This is a genomic window from Ruegeria sp. HKCCA4633 (genome assembly GCF_013034605.1).
Classification (GTDB): Bacteria; Pseudomonadota; Alphaproteobacteria; order Rhodobacterales; family Rhodobacteraceae; genus Ruegeria.
The window spans coordinates 122,438-148,222 of sequence record NZ_WQGJ01000008.1; the positions used below are offsets into that span (position 1 = coordinate 122,438).

The 25,785-nt window shown below is 54.9% G+C and carries 24 protein-coding genes; 12 read left to right on the forward strand and 12 right to left on the reverse strand.

The features are described from left to right. Nucleotides 1-52: 52 nt before the first annotated feature. The 6 genes from GOV85_RS17795 to GOV85_RS17820 all read right to left on the reverse strand — a co-directional run bounded on the left by GOV85_RS17795 (nt 53) and on the right by GOV85_RS17820 (nt 6,075). Nucleotides 53-1,048 carry an ABC transporter ATP-binding protein gene (locus GOV85_RS17795; RefSeq protein WP_171180617.1) on the reverse strand — a complete coding sequence of 332 codons (996 nt, stop codon included), beginning with the start codon at nt 1,046-1,048 and terminating at the stop codon, nt 53-55. After that, a complete protein-coding gene (locus GOV85_RS17800) occupies nt 1,045-2,079 on the reverse strand; it encodes a Gfo/Idh/MocA family protein (protein ID WP_171180619.1) in 1,035 nt (344 codons plus the stop codon). Before GOV85_RS17800 ends, GOV85_RS17795 begins: the two co-directional genes overlap by 4 nt. Next, nucleotides 2,076-2,915: a carbohydrate ABC transporter permease gene (locus GOV85_RS17805; RefSeq protein WP_171180621.1), complete on the reverse strand. Its 840-nt coding sequence runs from the start codon at nt 2,913-2,915 to the stop codon at nt 2,076-2,078. Before GOV85_RS17805 ends, GOV85_RS17800 begins: the two co-directional genes overlap by 4 nt. Before the next feature lie 10 nt (nt 2,916-2,925). Further along, nucleotides 2,926-3,840, reverse strand: coding sequence for a carbohydrate ABC transporter permease (locus GOV85_RS17810; protein ID WP_171180623.1), 915 nt, complete (start codon nt 3,838-3,840; stop codon nt 2,926-2,928). 64 nt (nt 3,841-3,904) lie between these two features. Next, nucleotides 3,905-5,155, reverse strand: a complete 1,251-nt coding sequence (locus GOV85_RS17815) for an ABC transporter substrate-binding protein (protein WP_171180625.1) — start codon at nt 5,153-5,155, stop codon at nt 3,905-3,907. Beyond that, the gene (locus tag GOV85_RS17820) at nt 5,152-6,075 is read right to left on the reverse strand and encodes an N-acetylmuramic acid 6-phosphate etherase (protein ID WP_245223248.1); all 924 of its coding nucleotides are present in this window, start codon (nt 6,073-6,075) and stop codon (nt 5,152-5,154) included. The genes GOV85_RS17815 and GOV85_RS17820 overlap by 4 nt, the downstream gene beginning before the upstream one ends. Before the next feature lie 147 nt (nt 6,076-6,222). Here GOV85_RS17820 and GOV85_RS17825 point away from each other — a divergent pair, with 147 nt between their 5' ends. The 4 genes from GOV85_RS17825 to nagA are packed head-to-tail and all read left to right on the forward strand — an operon-like array spanning nt 6,223 to nt 10,051. Next, the gene (locus tag GOV85_RS17825) at nt 6,223-7,110 is read left to right on the forward strand and encodes a BadF/BadG/BcrA/BcrD ATPase family protein (RefSeq protein WP_171180629.1); all 888 of its coding nucleotides are present in this window, start codon (nt 6,223-6,225) and stop codon (nt 7,108-7,110) included. Further along, nucleotides 7,097-7,852, forward strand: a complete 756-nt coding sequence (locus tag GOV85_RS17830; RefSeq protein ID WP_171180631.1) for a GntR family transcriptional regulator — start codon at nt 7,097-7,099, stop codon at nt 7,850-7,852. The genes GOV85_RS17825 and GOV85_RS17830 overlap by 14 nt, the downstream gene beginning before the upstream one ends. A gap of 13 nt (nt 7,853-7,865) precedes the next feature. Continuing rightward, nucleotides 7,866-8,894 carry an SIS domain-containing protein gene (locus GOV85_RS17835; protein WP_171180633.1) on the forward strand — a complete coding sequence of 343 codons (1,029 nt, stop codon included), beginning with the start codon at nt 7,866-7,868 and terminating at the stop codon, nt 8,892-8,894. After that, nucleotides 8,891-10,051 (forward strand): N-acetylglucosamine-6-phosphate deacetylase, encoded by a 1,161-nt coding sequence (gene nagA, locus GOV85_RS17840; protein WP_171180635.1) that lies wholly within the window; start codon nt 8,891-8,893, stop codon nt 10,049-10,051. Before GOV85_RS17835 ends, nagA begins: the two co-directional genes overlap by 4 nt. 101 nt (nt 10,052-10,152) lie before the next feature. Here the strand turns inward: nagA and GOV85_RS17845 are convergent, their stop codons facing one another. Further along, nucleotides 10,153-11,049, reverse strand: a complete 897-nt coding sequence (locus GOV85_RS17845) for a LysR family transcriptional regulator (RefSeq protein WP_171180637.1) — start codon at nt 11,047-11,049, stop codon at nt 10,153-10,155. A 161-nt stretch (nt 11,050-11,210) separates the two neighbouring features. Between GOV85_RS17845 and GOV85_RS17850 the strand changes: the two genes are divergently transcribed. From GOV85_RS17850 to GOV85_RS21805, 4 genes are all read left to right on the forward strand, one after another. Beyond that, complete coding sequence (locus GOV85_RS17850; RefSeq protein WP_209940242.1) at nt 11,211-11,705, forward strand: nuclear transport factor 2 family protein; 495 nt, start codon at nt 11,211-11,213, stop codon at nt 11,703-11,705. Nucleotides 11,706-11,725: 20 nt separating this feature from the next. Next, entirely contained in the window at nt 11,726-12,118 is a 393-nt protein-coding gene (locus GOV85_RS17855) for a nuclear transport factor 2 family protein (RefSeq protein WP_171180639.1), read from the forward strand. Further along, nucleotides 12,115-12,717, forward strand: coding sequence for an NAD(P)H-dependent oxidoreductase (locus GOV85_RS17860; protein WP_171180641.1), 603 nt, complete (start codon nt 12,115-12,117; stop codon nt 12,715-12,717). Before GOV85_RS17855 ends, GOV85_RS17860 begins: the two co-directional genes overlap by 4 nt. 137 nt (nt 12,718-12,854) lie before the next feature. Continuing rightward, nucleotides 12,855-14,021 carry an adenylate/guanylate cyclase domain-containing protein gene (locus tag GOV85_RS21805; protein WP_171180643.1) on the forward strand — a complete coding sequence of 389 codons (1,167 nt, stop codon included), beginning with the start codon at nt 12,855-12,857 and terminating at the stop codon, nt 14,019-14,021. A gap of 34 nt (nt 14,022-14,055) precedes the next feature. Here GOV85_RS21805 and GOV85_RS17870 read toward each other — a convergent pair whose 3' ends face one another. The 3 genes from GOV85_RS17870 to GOV85_RS17880 are packed head-to-tail and all read right to left on the reverse strand — an operon-like array spanning nt 14,056 to nt 18,875. Further along, complete coding sequence (locus GOV85_RS17870) at nt 14,056-15,384, reverse strand: HlyD family type I secretion periplasmic adaptor subunit (protein ID WP_171180645.1); 1,329 nt, start codon at nt 15,382-15,384, stop codon at nt 14,056-14,058. 3 nt (nt 15,385-15,387) lie between these two features. Beyond that, nucleotides 15,388-17,475: a peptidase domain-containing ABC transporter gene (locus GOV85_RS17875; RefSeq protein ID WP_171180654.1), complete on the reverse strand. Its 2,088-nt coding sequence runs from the start codon at nt 17,473-17,475 to the stop codon at nt 15,388-15,390. Continuing rightward, on the reverse strand, nt 17,472-18,875 hold the full coding sequence (locus tag GOV85_RS17880) for an ABC transporter transmembrane domain-containing protein (protein WP_171180657.1): 1,404 nt from the start codon (nt 18,873-18,875) through the stop codon (nt 17,472-17,474). The genes GOV85_RS17875 and GOV85_RS17880 overlap by 4 nt, the downstream gene beginning before the upstream one ends. A gap of 826 nt (nt 18,876-19,701) precedes the next feature. On the opposite strand from GOV85_RS17880, the gene GOV85_RS17885 reads away from it, so the two are divergent. From GOV85_RS17885 to GOV85_RS17895, 3 genes are all read left to right on the forward strand, one after another. Continuing rightward, the gene (locus GOV85_RS17885) at nt 19,702-20,592 is read left to right on the forward strand and encodes a dihydrodipicolinate synthase family protein (protein WP_171180659.1); all 891 of its coding nucleotides are present in this window, start codon (nt 19,702-19,704) and stop codon (nt 20,590-20,592) included. A 33-nt stretch (nt 20,593-20,625) separates the two neighbouring features. Then, the gene (locus GOV85_RS17890) at nt 20,626-21,588 is read left to right on the forward strand and encodes an isopenicillin N synthase family oxygenase (RefSeq protein WP_171180661.1); all 963 of its coding nucleotides are present in this window, start codon (nt 20,626-20,628) and stop codon (nt 21,586-21,588) included. A 62-nt stretch (nt 21,589-21,650) separates the two neighbouring features. After that, on the forward strand, nt 21,651-22,661 hold the full coding sequence (locus tag GOV85_RS17895; protein ID WP_171180663.1) for an Hsp70 family protein: 1,011 nt from the start codon (nt 21,651-21,653) through the stop codon (nt 22,659-22,661). Here GOV85_RS17895 and GOV85_RS17900 read toward each other — a convergent pair. Further along, entirely contained in the window at nt 22,623-23,501 is an 879-nt protein-coding gene (locus tag GOV85_RS17900) for a LysR family transcriptional regulator (RefSeq protein ID WP_171180665.1), read from the reverse strand. The genes GOV85_RS17895 and GOV85_RS17900 overlap by 39 nt on opposite strands. A 163-nt stretch (nt 23,502-23,664) precedes the next feature. Here GOV85_RS17900 and GOV85_RS17905 point away from each other — a divergent pair, with 163 nt between their 5' ends. Further along, entirely contained in the window at nt 23,665-23,928 is a 264-nt protein-coding gene (locus tag GOV85_RS17905) for a DUF4242 domain-containing protein (protein ID WP_171180667.1), read from the forward strand. 346 nt (nt 23,929-24,274) lie between these two features. Here GOV85_RS17905 and GOV85_RS17910 read toward each other — a convergent pair whose 3' ends face one another. Beyond that, complete coding sequence (locus GOV85_RS17910; protein ID WP_171180670.1) at nt 24,275-25,618, reverse strand: lipopolysaccharide assembly protein LapB; 1,344 nt, start codon at nt 25,616-25,618, stop codon at nt 24,275-24,277. Between the last annotated feature and the right edge of the window lie 167 nt (nt 25,619-25,785).

Here is a 25,785-nt window from a genome sequence, read left to right on the forward strand (position 1 = left end):
ACCAGGCGCGAAGCTTGATAAGCTGTTGCGGTGAGCGGAATTCAGTAGCGGCTCAGGCCAGCCGCGCGCCATGTGTGTCGAAGCGATAGCTGCGATCTGGCGTATAGCCAATCTGTATCTCTTGGCCCGTGTCCACGTGATGCTGGCCAAAAAGGCGGGCTGTGACCTGATGGCCTTGCATCATCGCGATCACATTCGTGTCTCCGCCCAGATGCTCGACATGGGTCACTTTTGCGGCAAGCGGACCGTCATCGGCCAGAAAGAGATCCTCGGGGCGGACGCCCATTGTGATGTCCGCGCTGTCGCCAACCACGCTGGCGGGGAAGAAATTCATTGACGGTGCGCCAAGGAAACCGGCGACAAACTGATTGGCAGGATTGTTGTACAGCTCCATCGGGCTGCCGACCTGCTCAACGCGCCCATCGCGTAGCACGACGATCTTGTCTGCCAAAGTCATCGCTTCGGTCTGGTCATGGGTTACATAAATCATCGAAGCGTCCAGCTGCTGGTGCAAATTCGCGATCTCAAGCCGCGTGTTCATACGCAAAGCCGCGTCCAGATTTGATAGAGGTTCGTCAAACAGGAACAGTTTGGGTTCGCGAACAATCGCGCGACCGATGGCAACACGCTGACGCTGACCGCCGGACAGCTCGGACGGGTAGCGGTCGATGTAAGGTTCAAGGTTCAACATCTTGCTCGCCTTGGCGACACGTTCATCAATGACCTGCTTAGTTTGGCCTTCCTGTTTCAGCGCCAGTGACATGTTCTTTCGCACATTCAGATGCGGGTAGAGCGCATAGCTCTGGAACACCATCGCGATACCGCGCTTGGAGGGCGGTGTGAGGTTCATCAGCTCGCCGCCAATGCGCACTTCGCCCGATGTAACATCTTCCAGACCTGCGATCACGCGCAATAGGGTGGACTTGCCGCAGCCCGAGGGGCCGACGAAGACGACGAACTCGCCGTCTTCCACTTCGATATTGATGTCCTTGAGAACCTCGACATTGCCAAAGGACTTGTTCACGTTCGTAAGCGTCAGGGCGGTCATTGGTGTGCCTCTTTCAGCGAAATGGGTTGGCCAGTACGGATGCTTTCGTCTGCTGCCAGACAGATGGCCAGCGATTGCACGGCGTCGTTCATGTGGCGGGTCAGATCGATATCCTCGACAATGGCGCGCAGCATATAGGCCTGCTCTGCGTCGCAAAGCTCCTGATGGCCGGGTTCATCGGGCATGTCGATCTGACTGTCCCCCTCGGGGCGGTGGACCAGAATGCCGCCGACCTTGGTGTGGCCGTCGATATCTGAGGATGCGCCCTCGTTGCCATCGGTGATCGAAACCGACCCGTTGGGCGAGACGATGTCTTTCACGAAAAACGCGGTCTCAGACATCATCGGGCCCCAACCGGCCTCGTACCAACCGACCGAGCCGTCCTCAAAGACCACCTGAAACTGTCCGTAATTGTACATGTCTTTAGCGATCTCATCGCTCAGGCGCAGCCCCATGCCATGTACGCGCACCGGGTCTGAGTCCGTGATCTGGCACATCACGTCGACGTAGTGCACGCCGCAATCGACGATAGGAGAGGTGGTCTGCATCAGCGCCTTATGCGTTTCCCACTCGGCCCCGCTGCTTTGCTGGTTGAGGTTCAGGCGAAACACATATGGCCCGCCAAGGTCACGCGCCTCGGAAATCAGGCGCATCCACGACGGGTGATGGCGCAGAATGTAGCCGATCACCAGTTTGCGGTTGGTTTGGGTGGCCTTTTCGACAACGCGTTTGGCATCGGCCACTGTGGTGGCCAGTGGTTTTTCAACGAAGACATGCGCGCCGGCTTCCATTGCGGCGCAGGCATAATAGGCATGGCTGTCGGAATAGGTGGCGACAACCACCAAATCCGGATTTGTTTCGGTCAACGCAGAGTGGAAATCCGAATAGGCGGGATAATGACCCAACTCGGGATGCTCCACATGACCGGACCTGTTCACCAGCCCCACGATTTGCGCGTCCGGATGCTGGTGATGGGCCAGCGCGTGGCTTAGGCCCATATTGCCAAGGCCTGCAATCAGAACTCGGGTCATTTGACAGCTCCTGAAGTGATGCCGCGGATCAGTTGGCGTGAGAAGATGACGTAGAGCACCAGCACCGGCAGGATCGCCATCGACAGGGCAGAAAGAACCGCATTCCAATCGGTGACGAATTGACCGATGAAGACCTGACTGCCCAGCGTCAGGGTCTTGGTCTCTTCAGCGGGGGCGAGGATCAGCGGGAACCACAGATCATTCCAGATCGGTATCATGTTGAACACAGCCACTGTCGCCATTGCCGGGCGCACTAGCGGAAGGACAAGACGGAAAAAGATTGTGTATTCAGACAATCCGTCGACACGGCCCGCATCTTTCAGGTCGTCCGAGACCTGTCGCATGAACTCGGACAGGATAAACACCGCCAACGGCAATCCTTGTGCCGTGTAGACAAGGATCAAGGCCCAAAGCGTGTTGACAAGCCCGGTGGCCACCATCATCTCGAGGATCGCGACGGTACCGATACGGATCGGAATCATGATCCCAAGCGCCAGATAGAGACCCATTAGCAGGTTGCCCTTGAACCGGTATTCACTGAGGGCAAAGGCCGCCATGGCACCAAAAAGCAGGATGAATGTCAGCGATACCACCGTAACGATCATCGAATTCTGGAAATAGAGGAAGAAATCCCCTTGTTTCATCACCGTCTGGTACCCGATCAGCGAAAAGCTTTCGGAATCGGGTAGGGCAAGCGGTTCACGGAAGATGGCGCGGCGGGTTTTAAAGCTGTTGATGATGATGACGAAGACCGGGAACAGGGCGATCAGCGTGTAAAGGATCAGCGCCCCATGCATGGCGGCTGTGTTCAGCGGGTTTTGGCGTGCTTTGTTCATGGCCATGCCCTCACAACTGGTACCTGCGCATCCGGGTCTGGATGCCGAATAGGTAGATGCAGACCCCCACGAGGATGATCGCGAACATGGCCCCTGCGATAGCGGATCCCATATGCGGATCACCCAGTTGCAATTGGAAGCCAAAGAAAGTGCGGTACATGAATGTACCAAGGATGTCGGTTGAGAAATCCGGCCCTGCCAGTGCCCCCTGAGAGACATAAATCAGGTCGAACGCGTTGAAGTTACCTACAAATGTCAGGATTGAAATGATTCCGATAGACGGCAGGATCAGCGGCAGTTTGATTTTCCAGAACGCGGAAGCTCCGGTAATCCCGTCAATCTCTCCGGCCTCTAGGATTTCTTCCGGGATCGACAGCAAGGCGGCATAGATCAACATCATCGGGATGCCGACGAACTGCCAGACCGACACCAGCGCCAGCGTTGTCAGTGCGTATTCTTCTTTACCCAGCCACGGTGCAAACAGTGATTTCAAACCAATGGCGTCCAGCATCGACGGAGCAATGCCCCAGAGTGGTGACAAGATCAGTTTCCAGGCAAACCCAACGATCACAAAGCTTAGGATCGTGGGGATGAAAATGGCCGAACGGTAAAGCGCGGCGAACCTCAGACGCGGATGTGACAAGATTGCTGCCAAGGCGATGCCGATGGGGTTCTGCACGAGCATGTGGATCAGGAAAAACCAGAAGTTATTTCCCAACGCGTTCCAAAACTGTTCGGACCAGATAGGGTCGAAAAACAGCGTGCGGAAATTCTGTATGCCCACATAAACGCGCGTCTGATCGACCTCGGTGAACAGTGCGAGGCGGAGCGTGTTGAACAAAGGGAAGATCATCACCCCCGTGTAGACCAGAACCGCAGGGGCAAGGAAAACGACGATATGCCAGCGTATGCGGCGGGTCTGCATGTTGGTCTCCGGGAAAAGGACCGGACGCGAAATCCCGCGTCCGGTGATGGTTAGCTGTCAGGTTTTACTGATGCGGCGCGTACCAACTGGCCAGACCGTCCTGCAGTTGCTGGCCCAGAGCCTCGGGGGTTTCGGTGCCTTTTATAGCAGCAACAGATGCGCCCCAGGTTTCATTTTCTAGATTCGGTGTGCCGCGCGACAGGATCTGGTAGGTCGAACGGATCGTGCTTTCGCACTCATCTCGCCAGCCCACGATTTCTTTTGCCAACGGGTCTTCCAGTTCGACCGCAGTGTTGGATAAGGGGAAGAACCCAGGAACCGCGTTGCCAAAGATGCTGGCGAATTCCGGGCTGGCGACCCAGGACAGGAATGTCCGCGCGGCCTCTTGGTTTTCACTGGCGGCATTCAGGCCGATGCCAATATCGGTGTGGTCCGAGATATAGCAGGTGTCACCTGCATTCTGGACCGGAGGCTTGAAGGCACCCATTTCGAAATCGGCCTGCGTGTTAAAGCCAGCGATTTCCCAACTGCCTGCCGGATAAATCGCGGCGCGACCGAGGGTGAACAGGTTCTGACTGTCAGGATAGGTCTGTGCCTCATAACCGTCCCCCAGATAGTCCGCCCATTTAGCAAGTGTTGCATAGGGTGCAACCCATTGCGGGTCGGTCAGTTTCTGCTCGCCTTTGATCAGCGCCTGACGGCCTTCCTCACCTTTCCAATAGTTCGGGCCGATGTTGTTGTAGCCCATCGTCGCGGCTTCCCACTGGTCGTTGGTGCCCATCGCCATCGGGATATAGGTGCCGTCTTCCTTGATCTTGTCCAAAGCAGCAAAGAACTCGGCCTCTGTGGTGGGGACTTCAAGGCCCAACTCGTTGAAGGCGTCTTTGTTGTAAATGAAGCCGTGGATCACCGACGCCATCGGCACGCAGAAGCTGGCGGATGCGTCATCGGTCTGCCATGCGGATTTCGCAACATCTGAGAAATTGCCCATGGCCTCGAGGTCGGACAGGTCGGTGAGATGCCCGCTTTCGTACAGCGCCAGCGAAGCATCAAACGGGCGGCAGGTGATCAGGTCGCCGGCCGATCCGGCCTCAAGTTTCGAGTTCAGAACCGCGTTGTACTCGGCAGGCGCGGAGGGTGAGAAGATAACCTTGATCCCCGGGTGCTCTGCTTCGAACGCTGGAATGATCTTTTCCTGCCAAAGGGCCAGGTCGTCGTTGCGCCAGCTTTCGATTGTCAGCGTAGCCTCTTGCGCATAGGCGCTTGTGACCAGCGCTGTGGTCATTAGTGCCAAGCTTAAAACTTTGCGTTTCATTTGGTTTCTCCCAGGTTGATGTTATCGTTTTTGTGTTTCAGTCGATTCATTGCGCGACGCAGATGGCCGTTTTCTTCATTCAGCAACGCGTGTGCAGCCTCGGCAGACCTGGCTCCAGCTGCAACAAGCGCGCCGATTTTGAGGTTGCCGTCAGCGGCGGTCAGCGCCGATGCGGCTTGTTCCGAGGTAACACCTGTCAGCTGACGCACGATTCCATTGGCGCGGGCGCGCAGTTTGTCATTGTCGGCACGCAGGTTGATCATCATGCCGTCCTGAATATGCCCCAACTCCATGGCCATCAGAGTCGATAACATGTTCAACGCTATTTTTTGCGCCGTTCCCGCGCCCATTCGGGTTGAGCCGGAAACCAGTTCGGGTGGTGTAGGCAGAAGGATCGCGTGATGTGCCAATTGCAACAGCTCGGTGCCTGCGTTGTTGGCGATACCTATAACTTTGGCGCCCTTATCGCGTGCGATACGCGCTGCCGCGACCGTGTATGGTGTTGTTCCGCTTGCCGATACAGCGATCAGAGTATCCCGGACGGTCAGGTCGGCAAGTTCATCTGTGAGAGTGGTCGAGATATCTTCGACGTCGCCAGGCATTTCCGCGTTGGAAGGTAAGCCACCCGCCATGTGGATGCGAACCTGATGTGCCGGGATTGAAAAAGTGCCCCCAAGTTCAAGCGCGTCTGCCGCAGCCATCAACCCGGAAGAGCCAGCAGCTAGATAACGCAGAACGCCTTCTGCCCGGATCGTTGCGGCCATGGTCACAGCCCCTTCGCAGATCGGGTCAACTGTGTCCAGCGGCGCCGATGCAGCCTTTGCTTGCGACTGTGCAAGAAGGGCGGCGACATCCGACAGCGGTCGCGCGTCCAGCCCGATCGCGTTTGGGTGCAACTGCTCTGTCACAGGCGTGTTCAAGTGATTCTCCCCCGGTCTATCGGCATCATACCTTTTAGATACCATTAGTCTACCACTTTGTTTACGGCATTAGAAAATACCAATTTTTCGATATCAGGTCACGTTTTGGCCTTCTAAATTTAAAAAAGGTATTATAAAGGTCTCTTCATGACTAGCGGCTCTGACAATCTGATTCTGGCAATAGATGGTGGTGGCACGCGGTGCCGCCTGGCCCTGTTCGATGGCGTTCAAACTTGGCGGGTTGAGGTTGGATCGGCAAACGTATCGACCGATTTCGAAACGTCCTGTGCGGAGCTTGTGAGTGGACTGGCTGTCCTTTGCAAACAGGCTGGTATTGAACTTGCAGAGATTGCACGAGCGCCAGCATACGTGGGCTTGGCGGGCGTCACCGGACAAGCCATTGCTGACCGTTTGGCCGCAGCCCTGCCATTTGCGCGCGTGCGCATAGAAGATGATCGCCCATCTGCTCTGCGTGGCGCGCTGGGGCCGCGTGACGGGTTTGTCGCGCATTGTGGCACCGGATCTTTTATAGCTGCGCAGCGAAGTGGAGCGACCGCCTTTGTCGGAGGATGGGGGCCGGTCTTGGGTGACCAAGCCTCGGCCCAGTGGGTCGGCAAGCGCGTTTTGTCGGAGGTGTTGGAGTGCGCTGATGGCATGCGTGCGGCGTCTGAAATGTCCGAACACTTGCTGCGCCAATTCAATGGGACCTCTGGTGTCGTAAAAGCCGCATCTATGATGACACCCACTGAGTTTGGCGCTTTGGCACCTGTCGTCACGCAGTTTGCAGGGCAGGGGGATACAGGTGCACAATCGATTATGCAGGCGGGCGCCGACTATCTGGCGGATAGGCTTGTGAAGATGGGTTGGAGCCCTGGTGCTGCAATTTGCCTGACGGGCGGAATTGGCCCGTACTATTCCACGTTTCTGCCTGAGGACATGCAGCAAGCCTTGGTGCAGCCATCAGGTGATCCACTGTCAGGCGCGATCGCTTTGGCGCAGGCTTTCAAAGAGGAGATCGAACATGAGCGTTGTTGATTTCCTAAGGCCCGAGGGATGGCTGGGGCAGACCGCCGGGCCACGTTATGTGCAGCTGCGCCAGCGGCTTGAGCAAGGCATCGAAGAAGGTATCCTGCCGCCCAACAGCTCTCTGCCGCCCGAACGTGAGATTGCAGAGTTGACCGACCTGTCGCGTGTCACTGTGCGCAAGGCCATTCAGGAACTGGTGCGCAAAGGGACGATAGAACAGCGGCAGGGTTCAGGCTCATTCGTGCGTGAACCAGTCGCCCGGGTCGAGCAGTCTTTGTCACACCTGACTTCATTTACCGAGGACATGGAGCGGCGTGGTTTTGAGACGACCTCAACCTGGCTGGAACGCGGAATTTTCCTGCCAGCACCGGACGAGATGCTGGCACTGGGTCTATCGGCCAATGATCAAGTTGCGCGAATTCACCGTCTTCGAGCCGCCGGAGGACGCCCGATGGCTCTGGAGCGCGCGGCGCTTCCTTTGGATATCCTGCCCAATCCGACCGAGGTGACCGGGTCGCTTTATGCCGTTCTGGAACGATCGGGCCATCGCCCGGTGCGTGCGATCCAAAAGATCTCGGCCATCAATCTTGAAGCAGCCGAAGCGCGTTTGCTGGACGTTGCCGAAGGAACCGCCGGGCTACGCATCCAGCGCACGTCATATCTGGAAAGCGGGCGTGTCGCAGAACTTACCCGATCCATTTATCGCGGCGATGCCTACGACTTCGTGGCCGAACTGCGCTTGTCAAACTGAAAGGCCGGACCTGATGTCCAACCAACTCACACTCATGCGACAGGAAATCAACGAAATTCCCACCGCCGTTGACCGTCTGCTGACTGACGGTTCCGAGGCGATCAAAGCAGCCGCACTTGAAGTGCGGTCGCGCGATCCGCGCTTTTTGATTTCCGTCGCGCGCGGTTCGTCCGATCATGCCTGCAGTTTTCTGAAATACACTTCTGAACTGCTGCTGGGCCTACCTATGGCCTCGGTGGGTCCAAGCGTCAAATCGATCTACGGTGTGGATATGCGCTGTCCCGATGCGCTGTGTGTCTCGGTTTCCCAATCCGGTCAGAGCCCCGACATCGTACGCCTTACACAATCACTGACCCAGGGCGGTGCCTATTCGGTTGCAATCACCAACGACACCGGCTCGGCCTTGGCGAATGTTGCTTCAGCCGCGTTGCACATTCATGCAGGGCCGGAACTGAGCGTTGCCGCGACCAAAACATTTGTGACTTCAATGGTTGCCGGGCTTTGGTTGCTGGCTGAGATTAAGGACGACGCCGCATTGTTGTCCGCGATCCGAAATCTGCCAAAAGACCTGGAACGAGCCATAACCTGTGATTGGGGAACGGTGATCGACGCGATCAATGGTCAATCGCTGTTCACTTTGGGGCGCGGAACGACTTGGGCGATCTCGAACGAAGCTGCGTTGAAATTCAAGGAAACCTGCCAGATCCATGCCGAAAGCTACTCCTCTGCAGAGGTGCTTCACGGCCCGGTTTCCATTGTGGATCAAGGCTTTCCGGTGCTTGCCTTTTCATCCGGCGACGCAGCTGAGGACAATTTAGCCGAAGTTGCCGATGCTTTGGCAGCCAAGGGCGCAAAGGTATTTGCAACAACGGATCGCGTGAAGGATGCGGTGTCGCTGCCACATGTTCGGACCGCGCATTGGATGACCGATCCTGTCGCCTCTATCGCATCTTTTTATAGTATGGTTGAAATCGTTGCCACCCGCCGTGGTATCAATCCCGACACACCTCGCCATCTTCGGAAAGTGACTGAAACGGTATGAGTGGCTCGATCATCACCTTTGTGGGCGGACCGATCTTTGACGGAAGGACGCTGTTTTCAAACCACGCCGCCCGGTTTGTAGATGGAACGCTTGACGCGATCGTACCTACAGATGATCTGCCATCGGAAACCCGGACCGAGGATCTGGCCGGTGACATTCTTAGCCCCGGTTATGTGGATCTACAGGTGAATGGCGGCGGCGGCGTGATGTTCAACGACGACCCATCGGTCGAGACGTTGCGGCGGATCGCTCGGGCGCATCGCGGGTTGGGTACGGTTTCTATTCTGCCGACCCTGATCACAGGCACGCCGGAAAAAACCACAGCTGCCATTCGAGCCGCGATACAAGCTGTACGCAGCCGGGTTCCGGGCATCGCTGGGCTGCACTTGGAAGGCCCGCATTTGTCAATACGCCGCAAGGGTGCCCATGATGGCGCACTAATCCGCCCGATGGAGAGTGCCGATCTGGACCAATTGTTGACAGCTGCCCGCGACTTACCTGCGCTGATGGTCACATTGGCTCCTGAAAATGTCGCGATTGATCAGGTCGAAGCTTTGACCAAGGCAGGGGTTATCGTCTCGCTGGGTCACACCGACGCCCCGTACGACACATGTGTGGCTTACGCGAAAGCCGGCGCAAGTTGCGCAACGCATCTGTTCAACGCAATGAGCCAGTTTGGCAGCCGCGAACCCGGTTTGGTGGGCGCAGTGCTTTCGACTGGGAACCTGTCTGCCGGGTTGATTGCGGATGCTGTACATGTGCATCCGGAAACGATGCGAGCCGCTTTTAAGGCCAAACGCGGGCCAGGAGAGATTTTTCTGGTGAGCGATGCGATGGCAGTGGCCGGAACGGATCTGAAAGAGTTTTACCTGGAAGGGCGGCTTATCCGGCGCGAAAAGGGCAAGCTGACATTGCAAGACGGCACTTTGGCTGGAGCCGATCTGGACCTGACCACGGCCATTCGAAACCTTACAACAAAGCTGGGTATGCCTTTGTCACAAGCGTTGACGGCAGCAACCCGTGTGCCGTCCAAATTGATTCATAAGGGATCATATGGGCAAAAGCCCTCGCTTTCCGAATTGATACGGATCGCGCCGGACCTCTCGAAAGCTATGCCGGTTCAGCCCCACTCTGCTGTTGCTCCAGCGGGTTCTTAGTTGTTGGCCGAGGCTTTAAGCCGAAGCATCGACGGACAACTGCTTCGTGGACAACAGCCTTGGTCATAAAGGCCGTGCTGAAACTAAGCCTCAACCGAAGTCTAAAGCGTTTCTTGCTGTTTTATATGTTCGATGAACAGTTTCAAAGGCATCATTGATCTGTACTCCCGAGGAAAATACAAGAAAATCCCGGGTGTTAGGCCAAGATGGTCTTCCAGAACAGGTTTCAAGAGGCCAGCATCGATTTCGGCCGCCACATAGGCCCTGAATGTGTACACCAGCCCCAACCCTAGCTTTGCCATATCGACCGAGGCAGGTAAGGTGTTTGTAATCAGATTTCCTTGTACTTGGACGGAATACGAGCCGTCTTTCGAGTTAAAACTCCAAGGCGCAATCTGGCCGGAGGAGTGAAACCTGTATCGGACACAGTTGTGTTCAAGAAGATCGCGCGGTTCTTTGGGCGTGCCGTGGGCGGTGAGGTACGCAGGGCTGGCTGTAACGGCAACGGGCAATGGTCGAGTAAGCCGAACCGCAACCATGTCTGGTGCAACACGGTCCCCTAGACGGAAACCGGCATGCAGTTCTTCGCCCAGAATGTCCGAAAGCGCATCCGTCAAAGACAGTTCCAACTCGATCTCGGGGAACTTGGCGCAAAAGCTGTTCAAGATCGGGCTCACGTACAGATGGTAGGCAAATTCTGGCATTGCCAGCTTAAGGGTGCCACGCGCGGCATGACCCGTGCTGCGCGCGCTTTCAACGGCCTCGGACAATTGGTCAAAGGCCGGGCCTGCGCCGCGTATAAGCGCACGTCCGGCTTCGGTCAGGCTGATCGAGCGTGTCGTTCGGATGAATAGTGCGGTGCCGAGCTGATCCTCCAGTGACTTCAACTGATGGCTCACTGTCGACGGTTTGACGCCAAGCGCTTCGGCTGCAGCTCGCAGCGACCCCTGTTGGGCTATGGCAGTGAAGACTTCGAGCGTCGCGAGCGGTAAGCGCATGGGATCTCCGTTCCAGAATATTATTCGAAATAATACATGAAAGAAGTGAAAGTTGAGGGAATTATCTTTCAAGAACGGAATAGTTAAATTCTCGTCATCACGGCATGGACCCGTAGAAAGCAGTGCTGTCGCCAAACGCCCGAGCGCCAGAGAGGACGAAAATGAAAACCCTGACCAAAACAGTAGCACTCACCATCGCAATCATAGCTGGAGGTAACGCCATGGCCGCCTCGCCGGAAGAGAACATCAAAGTGGTGCAAGATTTCTTTGCCGCCTATGGGGCAAATGATCTGGATGGCATCGCCGCCGTAATGGATGAAGAGGTCAAATGGCACATTCCCGGCCGTCATCCGTTGTCCGGCACTAAATCTGGGCGTGATGAGGTGCTTGCTTTCTTCGCGCAGTTGGGCGCAGCCGGGTTTCAGGCCGAGCCCATTTATTTCGGAGCGGATGAAACACATGTGGTCGATATTCACCGGGGTTGGTCAAATGCAGACGGCAAGCCAAATGTCGATACGACCTGGGCGCTGGTCTACCGTATCGAGGATGGCAAGATCGTCGAAGCGACCAACCTTTCCGCCGATCAGGATTCAGCCAACACGTTCTTCTGGTCGCAGTATAATCTAGCACCGTTGCCGGATCGGTTGGCTAAGTAACCCATGAAATGGCGACGCTCATGAACGACTATCCTGAAATTCGATCGTTTATAACAGATTGGTTCGCGGGGTTTGACCGGCTTGATCCGATTGATGCGTTTTTGCAAGACCTGCATCCTGACGTGGATTGGGACATGCCGGATATTGACGCTGCCCTTATAGGCCATGAACGGGTTCGCGCTTGGTACGCAAAAGTGCTTGCAACCCTGCAAAGCCCGACCGAACACCACGTGAGCAATATTGAGATCACGCCAGACGCGGCACAGTTCGAAGTTTTGTTTCGTGCCCAAACCATTGCAGGTGAGGCCATCGAAGCACGCGTTCAGGAAAACTGGCGGTTTGATGTGCGGCCAAACGGTCGCCCGTTTATCACATCTTATTCAGCGAAACTTCTGCAAGAGACAATCACATGAAAATCCTTGTCCTCACAGCACATCCGGACCTGAACACATCCCGCATAAACCGCGCCTGGTTCGACGCACTTTCGGACGCGAGCGACGTAACCGCACGTGATTTGACAGCCATCGGTGGTGCAGAGATGCGTTTTGACATTGAAACGGAACAAGCTTTGCTACTTTCGCATGACCGGATCGTGTTTCAGTTCCCGTTCTACTGGTATTCTGCACCTCCTGTCTTGAAAGCATGGATGGATCAGGTTCTGAGCTATGGCTTCGCCTACGGACCCGGCGGTAATCGATTGAAAGGGCGTGAGATTCTGATCCTGGTTTCTACGGGTGGCCCCGAGCACAGCTATCACGCAGGCGGTTACAACAACTATTCGATGGCCGAGTTTCTTAAACCTTACCAGCAGACTGCGAACCTTGCGGGTATGACGTATCTGCGCCCGTTTGTTGCCCATGGAATGGCTTTGGCCACCCAGGACCAGATTGAAGCGACCGTACCGGATATGTTGGCCCATCTGACTGACTCGGACCTGGACCCAAAAGTCAAACAGGCACACCTGTTGGAACAGCTTGAGGATGATCCGATCAAAGCTGCGGCCGTCAGTTGATCATGTACCCAGCAATCCCATTCGGGTCCTGCAACCCGCGTTGAATTTGCTGATCGTCTTTATGAGCGTCAGTGCGGGTTCTTTCCCGACGAAAGACATGTAAACTGCCTGCACGTCCATACTTGCCAGAGGGGACCGTGTCCGAGATTGACCCACTGAATCATTGGCTGATTTCCGAAGGGCGGCTGTTGGGGGATGAAACCGCAATCGTCAAAGGATATTGCGAAGGGCTTGTCCGGCTTGGTGTGCCGCTGGCAAGGGCGCGTATTGCGCAGAACTACTCGAACCCATTGCTCAGCGCTTGGGGTATAATCTGGACACCGGACAAAACCCGCCGTTACACGGTACCCACCACCGTGCTGTCGACAAGCGCATGGCATGGCAGCCCTTTTGAATACATCGTCACCCATCGTTGTCCGTTGCGTAAACGGTTATCGGATCTCAACCTTGCGACTGAGCACCCGATCTACTCCGAGCTTGCCGAGGCGGGTGCCACCGATTTTTTGGCCATTCCACTGGAACACGGAAATGGTTCGGTTCAAGGCACTAGTTTTACCTCGAATGCAGAAACAGGGTTTTCTGATGCGCATATCCGATACATTGAAGACTCTCGGTATGCCTTGGCGGCGGCCTTGGAACCCATCGCAATGCGTCAGTCACAAAAAAGCCTGCTGCAAACCTATCTGGGCCATGGTCCCGCTGAAGAGATCGGACAAGGGCACATAAAGCGCGGGGAACACAGAACCGTTTTTGCAGCGATCCTGTTTGCGGATCTCAGAGGGTTTACAGAAAAAGCCCAAGCCTGGCCCGAAGATCAATTGCTGGACATGATGGGCAACTATTTTGAAATGGTGGTTGCACCAATTCAGGATGAAGGGGGCGATGTGCTTAAGTTCATGGGCGACGGTATTCTTGCAGTTTTTGAGGCTGATAACGGCGACGAGGCGGCATGCCAATCCGTCGTCGCAGCCGCAAGTCAGGCATTGGTCAATCTTGATGCCTTTAACAAAACCGCAGGTGGCAGCGGCCGTAAGGAAATTGAATTTGTCATAGGTATCGATTTCGGGCAGGTCACATTTGGCAATATCGGCAGCCCTGACCGGTTGGATTTCACGGTCGTGGGGCAGACCGTCAACGTGGCCAGTCGCGTTCAGGACTTATGCAAGCAACTGGGCGAAAGGACGTTGCTGACCACACGTGTCACAAAGCACCTGAAAAACAGGGGTCAATCCGTCGGTTACCACGCTATCCGGGGATTGAGCGAAGACATTGAAGTTTTCAGAGTTCCCGCTCAGGTGTCCTGATGTCAAAGGCTTTAGACGTGAGTAGGCTATTCTATTAACGCTCGGAAAAGGCGTTGCGCATCGTCTGATGAATGGGTTTCAACATGTATGCGAGCAGAGTGTTTTCACCAGTATTCATTTCCGCCACCACCGTCATTCCAGCCAAAATTGGGCGCTTGTAAGCACCGGTTCCAACAAATTGATCGTTGAGTTGGATTGAAGCGCGAAAATAGGTGTCGCCGGTTTGATCATCTATCAGCGGAACCGGAGACACGGCGGTCACGCGACCCTTAGCTTTCCCGAAACGCCGCGCATCATAGGTATCCACCGTTACGCTCACCGGTTGGTCCAAGGTAACATGTCCAATCTCTCTGTTTGGGATACGTGCTTCAACCATCAGGTCCAGTTGGGACGGCAGCAGTTCGAAAACAGTTTCCCCAGGCGCTATGACTTCGCCTGCATTGGGGAAAGCGACCGATTGCACAATCCCCGCTTTGGGGGCGACAATGCGCAAGCCGTCGAGCTTTTGGTTCACAATCCGCAGTGAAACGTCCAATTCACTGCGCAAGTCGCGGAACTCTTCGACTTTGTTGAGGGTTTCCTCACGCAAGGTCAGGGTCTGTTCTGCAAGATCAGCCTTAGCTATCGTGAGAGCATTGCGCGCCTGTGCCAGGCGGACTTCGCCCTCAGAGGCCGCAGTCCGCAGCGCGTCCAACTGATCAGCGTCCCGAGCCAGGTCGCGGGCCGTCGTCAGCCCTTGATTGTGCAAACGGTGTGCACGGTCCAGTTCGGCTTTTTTTCGCGCGACTCGTTCCAAGGTAAACCTGTGCGACGCTTTGAGGATTTCTAGAGTCTCCTGCTGCTGCAAAATCGATACGCGTTTCATGCGCTGGCTTTCAGCGTAGATTTCCAAGGTCGCAGCCGCGCGGTGATGGTTCTGACGTCGCAGCGCGGCCAATTCTGCTACAGTGAGCGCATCATCATTCCCGAGCGTTTCTAGAATTGTGCGCCCATACGTCAGTTTGCGGTCCAGGGTCGCGATCTGTTCCTTTAGTCTTTGTTGCTCTTTGCTTAGATCCGGGTGCCTCAATTCAACCAGCACATGGCCGGCATGGACTTGGTCCCCGTCCTGTACGTGAACACGATCAACGATGCCGCCGTCCATAACTTCGATCTGGGTGTAGTCGCCCGTTGGGACGATGGCACCGGGTGCGCGCGTGACCTGGGGAACAGTTGCCCACCCAGCCAGTCCAATCAACGCGGCGACCATACCAGAGAAAACCACTGCAGTCAGCGCAGCAAACCGCGCAGGCCGCTGCTGAGACTTCTGCTTTGATTTGGCGAGCGGTCCTTCTGCCCGGTTCTTGTTCAACGTTATACGCATTGTTCAGCTTTCCATTGCTTTCATGACCGCCTGTACCTTTTTACGAGCCGCTTGACCGGTGTCGTTCACAACAACGCGGTCCCCATTTAGATAAATCAGCCGGTCAGCCATCTGCATCAAAGAGCGATCGGCGGTGGCGACCCAAACGGTTTTGTCAGCTTTTTGATCCTTGAGCCAAGTTTTGAACCTGTCACGACACGGTTGCGACAGTCCGTTGGTAGGTTCAGAGAATAGATAAACAGAGGATGACCGCGCCATGCTGCGGGCTAAAGCCAGAGATTTGAGCAACTCGCCGGACATGCCAGACATTTGCTGAACATTCAGTCGCGTGCGGTACCCGTCCGGCAAAGCCTTGATCTCATCACGAATACCCAAGGTGTCGAGCGCTTGCGCAATGTCACTTTCGCTGAGGGTCGGGGCAGCAAGGCAAAAATTTTGTGTTACGGTGCCGTGAAACAGGCATGTGTCATAGGTCGCATAGGTTACGGACTTGCGGAGCTCGTCGCGCGCGATTTGACGGATATCGATGCCATCATGCTCGATTACGCCTGCCACAGGCGTTGCCAAACCGCAGATTAGGTCAAGTACAGCGGTCCGGTTTGCTACACCCCGGCTCATGACGACAACAAGTTCACCTGGTTCGCAGTGGAAGCCAGCCGCCGTCAACAGCGCCGGGTTCAAAGGGTCGGGGCGATGGCTTACGCCCTGAAAACTGATTGCTCCGGTCATTGTTTTCTGATGAGACCGGCCCAGACCAAGTTCGAGTTCTTCTGGTAAGGCCAAAACCTGGTCCGCCTGTTTTTGGCTTTTCAAATGTCCGCTCAATTGTCCAAGCGAGGATTGAAACGCTTGCACTGGAGCCAGCACTTTCGACACCAGCGCAATCGAAGCGATCAAGGCGCCGAAACTCATGCTGCCCTCAACAGCGCCGTGGGCGCTGAGGATCGCACCGGCAGAACCAAGCGTGACAGTTGATTGTGAAAGGGCCTGTATAAAATTGCGCAATTGACGCGCACGAGCTGTCGCGTCTTCGGCTTTTTCGGCCAGCGGCATGCACCTCTCCAACCATTGGTCCTGCATCCCAAGATTGACCAGTGCACTTTGATGTGCGACGGCGTCCTCAATGCAGGACGTGCTGGCCCGAACTGCGTCGGCGGCTGTTTTGTCCAACTTCTGCTGAACAGGAAGTGACACAAAGCCAATCATCAGAAGAGCAACAGCAAGCCCCAATGTAAGTACCCCTACGGGTGGGGCAAGATATGCAAGCACGGCAAAGAAAAGCAGCGCAAACGGCAAGTCGATCAGAACGATCATGAGTTGACCGGTGAAAAGTTCGCGCAGGGATTCGAGCTGGCGAAAGCGGGCGATCTGTTGGTTTACGCCGGACTTTCGCAGCTGTGACAGTGGAAGGCGCATCAGTTTGGTAAATAGCCCAACAGCGAGTGCGCGTTCTCCGTTTTGGCCGACATGAGCCAGAGCTCTTGTTCGAATGTGCCGGAACATGAAATCCGAGATTGCAAGGATACCAACGCCAACGGCCAACGCGAACAAAAGATCCACCGAGCCTGAGGGGATCACCCGATCGTAAACTGCCATGATCAGAAGCGGTGCAAACAAGCCCAGCAGGTTGGTTAGAAATGCTGCGAGCAACAGACCAGGCAGCATTTCGCGCAATGCGCCGAATGCGGCCGCAACAGTTCTGAAAGCGGGTTGCGTGTCCTGGTACTTGTACTTCTCGATATGGATCAGCGTACAGGGTACGCGTCGTCGGAGGTGCTGGCGCATAGAGCCGGTGTTCAGGTCGGCAGTTTGCAGCTTGTCGCCGTTAAGGCCGAGAGCCACATAACAATCTCCGTGCGCGGGGATCACGAGTGCGGGGCATTCTGCCTTTGTAATATCGCTCTCACGGCAGGTTGCCTGAACATACGGAACGTTCAGGTTTTCAAGTGTCTGGACTAAATCCGCTGGGTCCAGTTCCTCGGACAGATGCGGGAAAGCCTCGGCGATTGCATCTGAATTGTTCTGCCAGCCGCCAACCAACAACAGTTGCTCCAGTAAAGCTGACGCGTCGCGCGTGTGGACCATGTTCATGCCACATCCTTTCTGTGCTGGGTGGCGATTTGGTCGGCCTGTGCGTCTGAAACCCAATCTGCAACGTTATCTCCTGCCTGAGGGGCAAGCTGAATCCTCAAATCTGCCAGTCGCTGCATGCGCGGATCTGGGCTGTCCATAAGGATGGTTGGCCTGTCAGGCAGTTTGGCAAGGCAGGCGGCAAAAGCATCACGTTCTGTAGTGTCGAGAACAGATGTCGGTTCGCTCATGATCAGGATTTTCGGGCGGAGTGCCAAAACGCGCACCAATGCTATGAGTTGGCGGTTTATGGGGTCATCCTCGAAGCTACTGCCTGACCCCAAGACGGTGTTGTAGCCCGTTGGCAGGCGATTGATCCGAAGGTCCAGACCCAACTGACAGACGAGGTCCTTGGCGCGCGCGATTTGTTTTTCGTCGCCAAAGGCGCTTAGGTTTTGCAACAATGTACCCGAAAGAATGGCTGGGTTCTCTTCCAGAACGACAATGGCATCATGCCCACGCCAGGAGATCAGGGATCTGCTGTGGATCTCGTCAACATAGGCTTCTTCGGAATGTAGTGTGGTTCGACCAGTCACTGAGTCATAGAACGCGCTGATCTGTCGGCGCGTTGGGCCGGTCACCAATGCAACTTGACCAGGCAATATCGTCAGAGTGTCCAACGCCATAGTTTTAGCCCCCTCTTGATCCGGTTTAAGGCCTTTAATCGTGATCCTGCCTTCGGTCGGGGTCGGCGTTTTGGTCACTGCCGGAACTGTCTCAAGTGCATCAATTTCGCGCAATTTCCGCCAGGAAAAGGCAACGTTTTCTGACTGGACCCACAGTGTCAAAAGTTTGGTCAGCGGCTGTACGATCCGTCCGTTAAGCAACATGCAAGCAGCCATCTCGGCTATCCCGATCTGTTGTTTGATCACCAGATAGGCACCCAGCAACCCCATGGCAGCCACTGAAACTTGACCAAAAACTGCCCCAAAGCTCTGCGCGAGCCCAGAGAAACGGATCAATTGGTGACTTACGTCCACTGTTTGGTCTTCGAGCATTTCGAACCGGCGGGTCATCTGCCGTTCCATCCGGTTGGCCTTGACCGTCTGGCCTCCGGAAAGCACTTCGGACAAAAATGCATACCTGCGATTGTCCAGCGTTTTGCGTCTGTCAAACAGCGCCCACTGCGCACGTTTGATCATCAAGGAGAACACGGTGACAGCTATCAGCCCAATGATCGGAACCAAAACCAGCCAGCCACCGATCAATGCGACCATCACTGCGAAAACTAAGGTAAATGGTAGATCGATCAGCAGCGCGTAGTTTTGCCCTGCGTTGTGATCTCGCAATTGTGCGATCGCGGAAAAGCGGTCGAGATAGTTCGAATTTGCCTGACGTGAAAACACAACCGGATTGGTCATGGCGGAACCGGTGCTGGTTCAAGAGAGTTCCGACGTTCTGCAAATCAGTACAGACACGTATGAACGCGTGGAGTGGTAGGAACAGAGCCGCCGAACAAGATCGAACCTTTAACCGCTTAGCAAAACAGGTTGTCTCTTTGAGTCGGTCGCTGACCCATTTGAGTTTGACAGTTATCCCTCAAACGGATGTGCAGGCGTTTGTTGCCTGTCTTGCGAGCAATGTCAAAAACGTACCTGCCTCTTCAAATAAGGGTCGGTCAAATTGCGTTCAATCGACAGCTACAAATGGATCGGCAATGGCAACATTCGATGGTTTGATCCCGCAGATTGAAACGGCTCTCGCACTCAAAACAGACGCAACTACGTTCAACTGCTGTGCCGGGTCTGGTCAGCAGGGCCAAATCGATTTATCTCGCGCTATAAGCATCGCAAGTTCGATGCGGGTGGATGCAACTCATCCAGCGATTTTCTTTAGTTGGTTACGATCAGCATGCCGAGCTTTAACGTCAATGCGGATGCCCCCGTATTCGAGTAGCGAGAGCGACCATGACCATTCCGATTTCAGCGCTTTCAATCGGTTCTACAGGTGGGCGAGTGCTGCGCTAACGTTCTATTGCTTCTTCCTCTTTAACTCTGGCCGAATTGCTTCCGTATTGTTTGCGGGGTCCTGACTGGTCGTTTCAGTGTCAGCCAGTTGGCTTGTTCCAGCTACATCTGTGGCTTGAGCCCTGATCCGCTTGAGCTTACCAATCAAACTGTGAGCGGTAGGAAAATGCGCAAATCCCAGGTTGGATGATCTGAAATACAAGGAATGAAGGAGGCGTACATGAGCTTTAACGTCAAACTGTCTGGCGTTATGCCAGCGTTGGTCACCCCCTTTGGGGCAGATGGCGGGATCGATTTTGTTGCTTTCGAAAACCTGCTGTCTCATTTTCGCGATGCGGGTGTCGCGGGTTGGGTTCCGAACGGCTCGACCGGCGAGTATTTCAGCCAATCGACACAAGAACGTCGTCAGGTGCTGCAATTTGTGAAGGATTTCGCGAACGCAGATGAGATTTTGATCGCGGGCACCAACGCCCCGGCCACCCGCGAAGTGATTGAGCAGACGGCGATTGCCAAGGATATTGGCTATGACATCGTTTTGCTGGCGCCACCGTTCTACACAAGACCTACTCAGGACGAACTGATCGATCATTATGAAACAGTCTTGGCCGAGGTAGATGTCAACATTGTGCTTTATAGCTATCCGTTGAAGGATGGGGCGGATATTTCTTTCGATCTGATGGACCATTTCGCTGACAACCCGCGTGTCATCGGCATCAAGGAAAGCTCTGGTGTTTTGCAGCGGGCTATTGACATCGTGTCGCGGTATGAAGGCAAGATCCAATTGATCTCGGGCTCAGACGACATTGCGCTGGATTTCATGTTCTGGGGTGCCGACAGTTGGATTTGCGGCCCATCTAATTGCATGGCCAAGGCTTGCTGCGAGTTAGACCGTCTGTACAAAGCAGGCGAGCTTGTGGCGGCCAGAGACCTGATGAAAAAGCTATACCGGGCCATGAACATTCTTGAAAGCGGCAAGTTCGTACAGAAAATCAAGTTTGGGGCCGAATTGCAGGGGTTGGATGTGGGGCAATGCCGTGCGCCGCTGGGGCCGCTGACCGAAGCGGAAAAGGCCGAGTTCACCGAGGCCATGCAGCCCATTCTGGCGATGTGAATCTTGTACGGGTCGAAGGACCAAAAACCTGAGATGACCGAATTTACAGAAATACCGGTGCTTGATCTGGCAACGCTGATCCGTGGCAAAGACACAACCCAACTGGCGCAGGCATTCCTTGAGGCCTATGGTCAGACCGGGTTTGGCTATGTGATTAATCACGGCGTGGATCCCAGTTTGCGCGCCGCCATCTTTGATGCGTCAAAGCGTTTTCATGCTTTACCTGTGGATGCGAAACAGTCGATCGCACTGGACAAAAACCATCGCGGTTATATTGCGATCAACACGTCAACAGATGTGAATTCCGATCTGGCCGAGGTCACAAAGCCTAACCAGTCGGCATCATTCATGATGATGCGCGAGGATGCAGAGGTTGACCCCGATGTCTACCTATCGGGGCCAAACCAGTGGCCCGATCTGGAAGGGTTTCGCGAAACCTGTGAAGCCTACGCGCGGGCTATGACTGAGTTGGGTCACAAGCTGCTGGGATTGGCGCTGGCTTCAATTGGGTCCGCAGATCGTTCGATCATGGCCGCGTTTGAAGAGCCAACGATTTGGTTGCGGCTTTTGCACTATCCGCCGCAGTCTGCGCACGCTCCGGAGGATCTTTTCGGATCGGCGCCTCATAAGGACTTTGGGGTGCTGACGTTGCTGGCGCAGGATGATGTTGGTGGCTTGCAGGTTCAGACTCCGGCGGGCCATTGGGTCGACGCGCCGCCGATGGAAGACGCGTTTGTGGTCAATGTCGGAGACATGTTGCACCGGTTATCCAATGGCAAGCTCTTGTCTACGCCGCACCGAGTAATCAATTCCAGCGGGCAAGAGCGCTATTCGATTCCATTCTTTTTTGACCCGCATGTCTCCGCTAATATCGCACCACTCGCCGGGACCGGTGCGCCCAACTTCTCGGCTTTGAACTTTGGCGATTTTCTGAAGAACGAACTGGAAGCCAGTTATGAGGCGCATCAAGAGGGCGCCCCTGGCACATCGGGTTGACCATGGCTTAAGAACACTTTACGCCCGGCGTCCTTTGCTCAGACAATTCGGAGATAAGCGCCATGGCACCTTTCCGCCCGTGGATTGGCATTGACTTTGGTACGTCAAATTCAGCCGTTGCTTACGTTGTCTCAGATGTGCCCCGTCTGGTGCATTTCGATGCCAAGGCGCAAACACTTCCAACCACTTTCTTTTTTGATTTCGAAACGCGCGAAAGCCTGATTGGCGAACCCGCCAACAGGGCGCTTCTGGATGGTCTCGAGGGGCGTTTCATGCGGGCGCTCAAACGGGTATTGGGCACCACGCTGATGCATGAAAAGCGACAAATTCTGAATGAGCGCCTGACATTTGTTGAAATTATTGGGTCATTTCTGCGCAAGCTTAAGGAACGGGCCGAGGCCGAGCTTGGCGTGCCATGTACCCGCGTCGTCTCTGGGCGTCCCGTGGTCTTTCACGGGCAGAACGATCCGCGCGAGGAGCAAGCCGAAGCCGACCTGCGAGCCTGCTACGATGCCGCTGGGTTCACAGAGGTTCGTTTCTGCCCGGAACCCGCTGCGGCGGCCATCGCAACTGGTGTGGCAGGGCATGGGGCTTTCACTGGCTTGGTTGTTGATATTGGTGGCGGAACATCCGACTTTTCGGTGTTTCACAGCAGCACTGCGGGGATTGAGATTCTCGCCAATCATGGCGTGCGAATTGGAGGCACCGATTTTGACCGTGCGATCAGCATAGACCACGTGATGCCCCTATTGGGCAAAGGCTCGATGATCCGGGATGTTTTTGGAAGTGGGAGTTCACAAGCCCCCAATGCTATTTTCAACGACCGTGCAACTTGGGAGGTGATGCCGTTTCTGTACACGGCGCAAAACCGACGCATGGTCGAAGATATGCTAAAACTGGCCGAGTCCCCTGAACGGTTGGCCCGGCTCGCCACAGTGCTTCAGCACGAGCTGGGGCATGAACTGGCTTTTGCGGTCGAGCGTGGCAAAATCGCGGTGAACGCAGGGGCGCAGGATCCTGCAATCAAACTTGATTTACCCCGGCCAAGCGAAAGTTTGCGACGACCTCATTAGGGCTTCAAGTGCGGGCGAGTGTTTTCGACCTGGAACTGTGAAAGCTGCAATCGTTCTTGAAACTTCCGGCTCTACAAGCGGGCGCTGTAACAAGCCCGGTAAACTAACCGAGTACTCAGGCATAAAGGCAAAACCAATGCCTGCAGCGACCATCGCTTGCACCCAATCTTCTCGCTCAGAGCGGAAGCGAGCGTACAGTTCCACGCCCTTCGACTGGCAGACCGACATCACCATCTCACGCAGCTCACAGGCCAGGCGATCCACGTAGTTTTCTTGCGATAAGTCTTGCAGCGAAACCGAATTGAGTTGTCCAAGACGGTGCTCGGGAGGGAATACAACCACATATCTTTCGACGTATAGTGGTCTCGCCCTGAACTCTTCTTCCAACTCTTCAGTCAGCGTCATCAAAGCGACATCGATATCGCCATCTGAGAGTTTTTTCTTTAAGTCAGGCGCGCTTGCTTCATTGACTGACAACTCCAAGCCGCTGTGGTTTTTCTCGAATTGAGCCAGAAACCGAGCCAGGCGAACATGCCCAATTGTGGATAGGACACCCAAGCGCAATGGCACCTTTTCGAGTAAGCGAAAATTCTGAGCCAGTGCTTGTGTAGCTGCTGCTTCGTCAACGATGTGCTGTAGATGCGGCAGCATTGACTTCCCAAAGTCGCTGACCAAAATTTTTCGACCTTCCCGATGAAAAACCTGTGCACCTAGTTCTGCTTCCAGAGACTTGACGCCCTTGGTCAACGCTGGTTGGCTCACGTTGCACTCTGCGGCAGCTTTGGTGAAATTCAGGTGTTTTGCCGCGGATAAAACGTATCTAATCTGAGACATCTCCATTTTGAGGCACCTCGTCACTTATGGCGATAGTCAACTATACCGCAGAATACACCGATTTATCCAAACCTGGAGTTATTAAGTCATAAGGTATCGATAGTTCCCTGCGTTACAGACCCGTGATGCAATAGACGCACTGGTTTTGACAGTTTGGAAAGGGAGCGAGATGTCTGTTTTTATGGTCGAAAGAAACCTCAAGGGTATAAGCATGGATGACTTGGGTGCTGCCCAGAAGGCAGCGATAGCGACAGCACAAAAAATGACCGCAGAAGGGGATAAGATAAGCTATGTCCGCTCAACTTTTGCCCCGGAAGACGGTCGTTGCATGTGCTTGTTTGATGGCGAAAGTGCTGAACAAGTTCGTCGACTGAACGATACCGCAGGTCTGCCATACGAGAGTGTTGTTGCAGCCATGGACTTGTCTGCATAACGACCATCTGGGTGTAAAATTCTTTTTTGATTGGGCCCAGAGCAAATGCTCTGAGGCCCTTAGAAAAGTTTAAACGGCTCGACATAGTACGGCAGGTTCGTCCGCTGAGCTGCTCGCCCCTGAACTGTCCAATGAAGCCGTCGTGTCATCCATTCTCATAAGGGTTGCCAGTTTCGACGTAAGTCGTCTTGGCGCTGACGGCGGCAATCCAGTCGCGGACAGCCTGGATAACAAATTCCGACCGGTGACACTTTGGGAATGAAGTTGTGTCAGAGACCATGGCTGCCTGCGAATGCATTGGAACCTTACGGGGCGGGGAACTGTTCTGAGAAAATATTCAGTTCCTTTATTTACCTGCTTGTTGCGCCGCAATCTGGGCAAGCGCACTGATAATGTCTTCGGCGTGGCGCTGATCTGCAAACAGCGCACGAAGCAAAGACGGCAAAGGGTAGTCAGGCCAAGCCTCCTCCAACAGAAGGACTGTTGCCCTTGCGCGGTCGTGTTCTCCCATCTTTTGATAGGCGGCGGCGAGGTACCCGATTGATATGGCGCTGACAGGATCACCCAGCCTGATGGACGTGTTGAACTGGTCAACGCAGCCCTGATAGTCCCCTAGATGAAAACTCGCTGACGCCAAAACGCTTCGGTAAGGGAACCTCCGATTGGTCGTATCGTCGTTTTGCGCGCGTCTGGCTGACGCGATGGCGCGTTCGAAGTCGCCGCCAAACAAGGCAAACAACGCGTCAAAATTTGTGACATGGATGTCTTCAGGTGCAAGGCTGACCGCGCGGTTTGATTGGGCGAGGGTCGTGTCGAAATCCCGCTGGGCAAAGGAGATAAGTGCAAGGGCAGAGTGGCTCCACCCTTCATCCGGTGCCAGTTCGACGGCTTTGTCGGCATGCGTTTTGGCCAGATCCAGCAAAGTGCGCCTTTCTTCGCTGGGCGGAGTGGTAATCGCAAGAATACCCAATGCTTGTGCTGACCCCGCGTAGCCACCAAAATACGACCCGTCCAGCGCAATGGCGCGCTTGAACATACCGCTGACGGCCTGCAACCGTGCGCGATCCAGAACCGGAAACATCAAGGGGCGCGCTTCTTCAGCAAGGTTAACCGCCTGTAGTTTGATGGGATTGGTGGAAAACAGCGCTTCTCGGACTGCTTGCTGTTTCCTTTCGGTTTCAGATTGGGAAGTGGTCACCGTTGATGCCTGAGGTTTGAGCTGAAGGTAAAGGCCGGTTGCGCACAAAGCGAATACGGTTGCTACAGCGGCACCGTGCCACCAATAGCGTCGTAAAGGACGTGGCGATCCGTTTTCCTGATCAGGTGAAAGTACCTCAAATCGGGGTACATACCCTCCGGGATCAACATGAATGCGCAAACACTCATCCTTGCCGGAGTTCGAATAATAGTTGGCTAATCGTCTGCGCATACGACCGGCATCGACACGTACAACGGCCATTGGATCGCCGCGCCCACCCAATGTTCTGCCGTATACGTCCTCGGCCACAGACTTGGCCCGGATGTCGTCGGCGTGGCCAGCTAACATAGTTTCAACAACATAGCGCAGAAAGGACTGAAGACGTTCAGCGCCGTCAAACTCCGGGCTGTTCAAAATCGAATCCAACGCCTGTTGGATCTGGATTTCAGTCAGGTTTTTCGGGATGGGATTGGGCCCCGATTCTGAACGCAAGCCTCTTGAAGTCATCGCATCTGTCGCTGTTGATTGTTTCGTAAGCACCTGAAAATAAACATGTTACGTCGTAACATACGTTAAGATACCTGAATATGTAAATGAATTTTGTGTATACTCGTTTTTAAAGGAGGGGGACTTGCCTTTTCGCTGAGGCCTGACCGAGA

What these genes read in the sequence shown, in the direction of transcription:
- GOV85_RS17795 (WP_171180617.1), bottom strand. Translation starts at nt 1,048, where the DNA reads ATGACCGCCCTGACGCTTACGAACGTGAACAAGTCCTTTGGCAATGTC.
- GOV85_RS17800 (WP_171180619.1), bottom strand. Translation starts at nt 2,079, where the DNA reads ATGACCCGAGTTCTGATTGCAGGCCTTGGCAATATGGGCCTAAGCCAC.
- GOV85_RS17805 (WP_171180621.1), bottom strand. Translation starts at nt 2,915, where the DNA reads ATGAACAAAGCACGCCAAAACCCGCTGAACACAGCCGCCATGCATGGG.
- GOV85_RS17810 (WP_171180623.1), bottom strand. Translation starts at nt 3,840, where the DNA reads ATGCAGACCCGCCGCATACGCTGGCATATCGTCGTTTTCCTTGCCCCT.
- GOV85_RS17815 (WP_171180625.1), bottom strand. Translation starts at nt 5,155, where the DNA reads ATGAAACGCAAAGTTTTAAGCTTGGCACTAATGACCACAGCGCTGGTC.
- GOV85_RS17825 (WP_171180629.1), top strand. Translation starts at nt 6,223, where the DNA reads ATGACTAGCGGCTCTGACAATCTGATTCTGGCAATAGATGGTGGTGGC.
- GOV85_RS17830 (WP_171180631.1), top strand. Translation starts at nt 7,097, where the DNA reads ATGAGCGTTGTTGATTTCCTAAGGCCCGAGGGATGGCTGGGGCAGACC.
- GOV85_RS17835 (WP_171180633.1), top strand. Translation starts at nt 7,866, where the DNA reads ATGTCCAACCAACTCACACTCATGCGACAGGAAATCAACGAAATTCCC.
- nagA (WP_171180635.1), top strand. Translation starts at nt 8,891, where the DNA reads ATGAGTGGCTCGATCATCACCTTTGTGGGCGGACCGATCTTTGACGGA.
- GOV85_RS17845 (WP_171180637.1), bottom strand. Translation starts at nt 11,049, where the DNA reads ATGCGCTTACCGCTCGCGACGCTCGAAGTCTTCACTGCCATAGCCCAA.
- GOV85_RS17850 (WP_209940242.1), top strand. Translation starts at nt 11,211, where the DNA reads ATGAAAACCCTGACCAAAACAGTAGCACTCACCATCGCAATCATAGCT.
- GOV85_RS17855 (WP_171180639.1), top strand. Translation starts at nt 11,726, where the DNA reads ATGAACGACTATCCTGAAATTCGATCGTTTATAACAGATTGGTTCGCG.
- GOV85_RS17860 (WP_171180641.1), top strand. Translation starts at nt 12,115, where the DNA reads ATGAAAATCCTTGTCCTCACAGCACATCCGGACCTGAACACATCCCGC.
- GOV85_RS17870 (WP_171180645.1), bottom strand. Translation starts at nt 15,384, where the DNA reads ATGCGTATAACGTTGAACAAGAACCGGGCAGAAGGACCGCTCGCCAAA.
- GOV85_RS17875 (WP_171180654.1), bottom strand. Translation starts at nt 17,475, where the DNA reads ATGAACATGGTCCACACGCGCGACGCGTCAGCTTTACTGGAGCAACTG.
- GOV85_RS17880 (WP_171180657.1), bottom strand. Translation starts at nt 18,875, where the DNA reads ATGACCAATCCGGTTGTGTTTTCACGTCAGGCAAATTCGAACTATCTC.
- GOV85_RS17885 (WP_171180659.1), top strand. Translation starts at nt 19,702, where the DNA reads ATGAGCTTTAACGTCAAACTGTCTGGCGTTATGCCAGCGTTGGTCACC.
- GOV85_RS17890 (WP_171180661.1), top strand. Translation starts at nt 20,626, where the DNA reads ATGACCGAATTTACAGAAATACCGGTGCTTGATCTGGCAACGCTGATC.
- GOV85_RS17895 (WP_171180663.1), top strand. Translation starts at nt 21,651, where the DNA reads ATGGCACCTTTCCGCCCGTGGATTGGCATTGACTTTGGTACGTCAAAT.
- GOV85_RS17900 (WP_171180665.1), bottom strand. Translation starts at nt 23,501, where the DNA reads ATGGAGATGTCTCAGATTAGATACGTTTTATCCGCGGCAAAACACCTG.
- GOV85_RS17905 (WP_171180667.1), top strand. Translation starts at nt 23,665, where the DNA reads ATGTCTGTTTTTATGGTCGAAAGAAACCTCAAGGGTATAAGCATGGAT.